At 71.5% G+C, this 3,200-nt stretch carries 5 protein-coding genes; 3 read left to right on the top strand and 2 right to left on the bottom strand.

Annotated features, from left to right (window positions below):
• A partial coding sequence (locus tag AB8Z36_RS34310; protein WP_369217297.1) for an aldo/keto reductase occupies positions 1-560 on the top strand: 560 nt, incomplete at its 5' end.
• 64 nt (positions 561-624) lie between these two features.
• Here AB8Z36_RS34310 and AB8Z36_RS34305 read toward each other — a convergent pair.
• Together AB8Z36_RS34305 and AB8Z36_RS34300 are read right to left on the bottom strand one after the other, a co-directional pair.
• Positions 625-960 carry a hypothetical protein gene (locus AB8Z36_RS34305; protein WP_369217296.1) on the bottom strand — a complete coding sequence of 112 codons (336 nt, stop codon included), beginning with the start codon at positions 958-960 and terminating at the stop codon, positions 625-627.
• Between the two features lie 127 nt (positions 961-1,087).
• Positions 1,088-1,954 carry a class I SAM-dependent methyltransferase gene (locus AB8Z36_RS34300; protein ID WP_369217295.1) on the bottom strand — a complete coding sequence of 289 codons (867 nt, stop codon included), beginning with the start codon at positions 1,952-1,954 and terminating at the stop codon, positions 1,088-1,090.
• 139 nt (positions 1,955-2,093) lie between these two features.
• On the opposite strand from AB8Z36_RS34300, the gene AB8Z36_RS34295 reads away from it, so the two are divergent.
• The gene (locus AB8Z36_RS34295) at positions 2,094-2,684 is read left to right on the top strand and encodes a TetR family transcriptional regulator (protein ID WP_369217294.1); all 591 of its coding nucleotides are present in this window, start codon (positions 2,094-2,096) and stop codon (positions 2,682-2,684) included.
• A gap of 189 nt (positions 2,685-2,873) precedes the next feature.
• Entirely contained in the window at positions 2,874-3,119 is a 246-nt protein-coding gene (locus AB8Z36_RS34290) for a hypothetical protein (RefSeq protein ID WP_369217293.1), read from the top strand.
• Positions 3,120-3,200 lie beyond the last annotated feature (81 nt).

The following is a 3,200-nucleotide window of genomic DNA, read 5'->3' as shown; positions in this document are numbered from 1 at the left end:
GGCTGGAACAGATCCCCCTGGTCAATCTGCGCCGCGCCGATCACGGCCCCGGCCTGCGTCCCGAAGGCGACCAGATCGTCGGCCTCGACGACCAGCTCGCCGTCATGGCCGACCTGCGCGCAGAGGGAAAGATCGGCGCCATCGGCCTGAGCAGCGTCGGCCTCGACGCGCTGCGCCAAGCCCTGCCGGTGGGCATCGCCTGCGTGCAGAACGCCTACAGCCTGGTCATGCGCGACGACGAGGAGATGCTGCGGCTCTGCCTCGCCGAGGACATCGCCTGGGTGCCGTACTTCCCGCTCGGCGGCGCGTTCGCGGGGCTGCCCAAGGTCACCGACGAGCCCGCCATCACCGCGGCGGCACGCGCACTGGGCGTCACACCCGCGCAGATCGGCCTCGCCTGGCTGCTCCACCACACCCCGAACACACTCCTCATCCCGGGCACCGCCGACCCCGAGCACCTGCGGGCGAACGCGGACGCGGGTGCGATCACCCTCGACGCACCGACCCTCGCCGCGCTCGACGCCGTACCGCCGCGCTCCGGCGCCATCCGGCTCGACTGAACAAGGCCCCCGCCTGTAGCCGCCAGCCTTCCGCCTGTACGCGTCAGCCCCCCGCCTGCACGCGTCAGTCCCCCGGCTGTACGCGTCTGGAAGGCGTCCACCACTCCAAGAACCCCCACAGCCCCAGCGCGAACGCGGCCACGGAGACGCATACCGCGACCCAGGTCCGGCCGACCAGATGTGTGGTCAGCGCCCAGAACAGGAGCGGAACCAGCGCTCCGCCCAGCGCGACAAGCGGCAGGTCGACGTACAGCACGCTCAGATCACGGGCCTGTCCCTCGAATCCGCCGTGGACACTGACCGCGGCGCGCGGCGCCCACACGAGCGCCGCGGTCGCCGCGCCCAGACCGGCAAGAAGACATCCGGCGCCGCAGGAAATGTCTGCCGAACTCCTGTCCATGTTTCCGTCCTCCGTCACATCCGGCCCCGTTCGCCGTTCCCCGTTCCCCGTCGCGCGAGCGAAGAGACGTTACGGGTGAGGCGCCTGGTTCCCCACGGGCGAGGGCCGGTCCACGGGGCCGCGACGGCTAAACCCGGTCCGAGGCGTCGGTCGGACGCTCCGCCGTGACCAGCCAGGACGTGCTGAGCAGCCGCACCGTGCCGTCCGCCGCCTCATGGGCGCGCAGATGACCGGTCAGCGTCCGGCAGGCCTCGGCTCGCGCGGCCTCGTCGGCGTTCTCCATCAGGTGGCGGCCGGGCCCCGTGCCCAGCAGGAACGCCGCCGCATCCTCGGCTCCCTGGCCCCAAGTCCCGTACGACTGAGCCTGATTGCTGCCGATGCTGGTGAATCCGGCATCGGTGAGCACTTCACGTATGCGGTCCGGGGTGGACAGGGAGAACATGCCGGGCAGTCCCGGCTGCCCGAAGTCGCCGACGGGCAGGAGATCACGCAGCGACGTCATCGCCGTCACCCAGCCGTTGAGCGTGGCATCGGCCGGGCAGACGAACGCCAGGCGCCCGCCGGGCCGCAGCGCACGGCCGACGTTCGCGAAGGCCGCCACCGGATCGGCGAAGAACATCACCCCGTAGCGGCTGACCGCCACATCGAACGAATTAGGCCCGAACGGGTGCACCTGGGCGTCACCTTGCACGAAGGAGACGTTCGTGACGCCCGCACGCTCCGCGCGGGCCGTGGCTTCGGCCAGCATCGGGGCGGACAGATCGAGGCCGAGCGCCTGCCCTCGCGGCGCCCGCTGCGCCGCGAGTCGCGTGGTCTGCCCGGAGCCGCACCCCAGGTCAAGGACCCGGTGGTCGCCGGTGATCCCGGCGGCGTCGAGCAGCGGCTCGTTGAACCCCTCGTTCACGGCGTTCCAGCGGTCCTGGTTGCGGGCCCAGTGGGAGCCTTCCGGACCGTTCCATGCCTGTGCCTGCTCGGTGTTGACAGCGTTGAGCACGATGGCCTCCAGCGGTGGGACACGGATGATGGGCGTGCGCCCAAACAGTATGGGCGCCCGCCCATACTGGCAATCCCCCGCTACGATGAGCCCAGTTGTGCGCCCTTCGGACGGTGGCGCCAGAGCGGAAGTGGGGCCCATGTCACCGCGCGGAGTGGCGACGCCGGACGTACGTGAGCGGCTGTTCGCGGCGGCCGAGCGTGTCGTCGGGAGGGACGGCCCCGGCGCGCTCACCAGCAGGGCCGTCACCACCGAGGCGGGGTGCGCCAAAGGGCTTCTGCACGCGCACTTCGCGGGGCTCGACGAATTCGTGGCCGAGCTCTGCCTCGACCGATTCGCACGGACGGCGGCCCAGGCCCAGGCGCTGTCGCGGCGCACCGGGCAGGGCACGGTGGCGCAGAACCTGGACGCCGTCGCCCTCGCACTGTTCGACTCCGCGGGCCCGGCGCTCTCGGGTCTGGCGATGAGCCGGCCCGCCACGACGCGGCGCATCCGTGAGGCCATGGAAGGCGGCGCCCCCGGCTTCACGGCGATCGAAGACGCCATCACCGCCTACCTGGCGGCCGAAAGAGAGCTCGGCCGGGTGGCGGAGACCATCGACCCCAGCAGCGTGGCCCTGGCCATCGTCGGCACCGCCCACCACCTCCTGATGACCAACTGGCCGGGCTCGCCCGACCCACGGGCCCGCATGAGGCGCCTGGTGGCCACGCTGGTGCAGGCGGAGGGTTAGGGCTTGGGCTTGGGCTGGGGCCGCTGGAGACACGACGCCGCCCAACGGCACGCGCCGCGCCAACATTCGGGTGACGATGCGGACCTACGCCCACTCGGCGTGATCAATTGTGCGAGGGCGGCGCGGGTGCGCTAAGGCGCGTCCCGCACATCCGCTCGTGTGTCCACCACCTCTCCATCGGGAGCAATCATGCGCGTTCGTACGACTCTTGCCGCCGGCGTCCTCGCCGTTGCCGCGCTCATGGGTAGCGCCGGTTCGGCCCTCGCCAACGACGACGGCTACCGCAACGAAGGCGGCTTCAGGGCGTGCGGCCAGTTCGCGGGCACCGGCCACCACACCACCTTCTGGGGCGAAGGCTGTTCGTCGGGCCACTGGGCGGGCGACGGCCACCGCGGCAACTTCAACGGCAACATGGACCACGGTTACCGTTTCTGACGGAACCGAGCGGACCGGCCGTCAGGGGCGCCCGACCAGCCCCTGACAGGTCATTCACGGGCGGCGGCACCTGCTTTACGC

The sequence above is a fragment of the Streptomyces flavofungini genome, from assembly GCF_041028215.1.
Lineage (GTDB): Bacteria > Actinomycetota > Actinomycetes > Streptomycetales > Streptomycetaceae > Streptomyces > Streptomyces flavofungini_B.
This window is presented reverse-complemented; position numbering and strand designations above follow the sequence as displayed.